This window comes from Streptomyces sp. ISL-94 (genome assembly GCF_018614075.1).
GTDB lineage: Bacteria > Actinomycetota > Actinomycetes > Streptomycetales > Streptomycetaceae > Streptomyces.
Window position 1 is genome coordinate 1 of sequence record NZ_JAGGOZ010000121.1, and the last position, 675, is coordinate 675.

General features: G+C 71.6%; 1 pseudogene. It reads left to right on the forward strand.

Annotated features, from left to right (window positions below):
- A pseudogene (locus J7E94_RS35130) lies at positions 1 to 675 on the forward strand (IS200/IS605 family accessory protein TnpB-related protein); the annotation flags it as partial.

Here is a 675-nt window from a genome sequence, read left to right on the forward strand (position 1 = left end):
AAGCGGGAGTGGTTCGCCAAGACCCGCCGCCTGCACCTGCTTCAAGACCGGCTCGATGCGGTGCGGGCGGACCGCGAAGCCGGGCGGGTCCGGGTCGTGCGGGGTGGTAGACGGCTTCTGGGCACCCGTCACCATCTCGCGGCCGCGCAGCTCACCGAACCGCAGTGGCGGGAACGCTGGGAAACCGAACGCTGGTTCCTCGCCGCTGACGGCGAGAGCGGGAAGCGGTACGGCAACGAGACGGTCCGCGTCGCACCCGACGGTGAACTGAGCATCAAGCTCCCCGTCCCGCTCGCCGGGCTGGCGAACGCCGGGCACGGCCGGTACGTGCTCGCCGCACGCGTGACGTTCCCCCACCGGGGCACGGAGTGGGCCGACCGTGTCGAAGCGAACCGGGCGGTGGCCTACCGCATCCACTACGACGTGCAGCGCGGCCGCTGGTACCTGACCGCTTCCTGGCAGTACCCGCCCACCCCGACGATCCCGATCGAGGCCGCCCTCGCGCACGGCGTGATCGGTGTGGACACCAACGCCGACCACCTCGCGGCCTGGCGACTGGACCGGCACGGCAACCCGACCGGCAATCCCCGCCGCTTCTTCTACGACCTCACCGGCAGCGCGGATCATCGTGACGCCCAGGTACGGCATGCCCTCACCCGGCTGCTGCACTGGGCC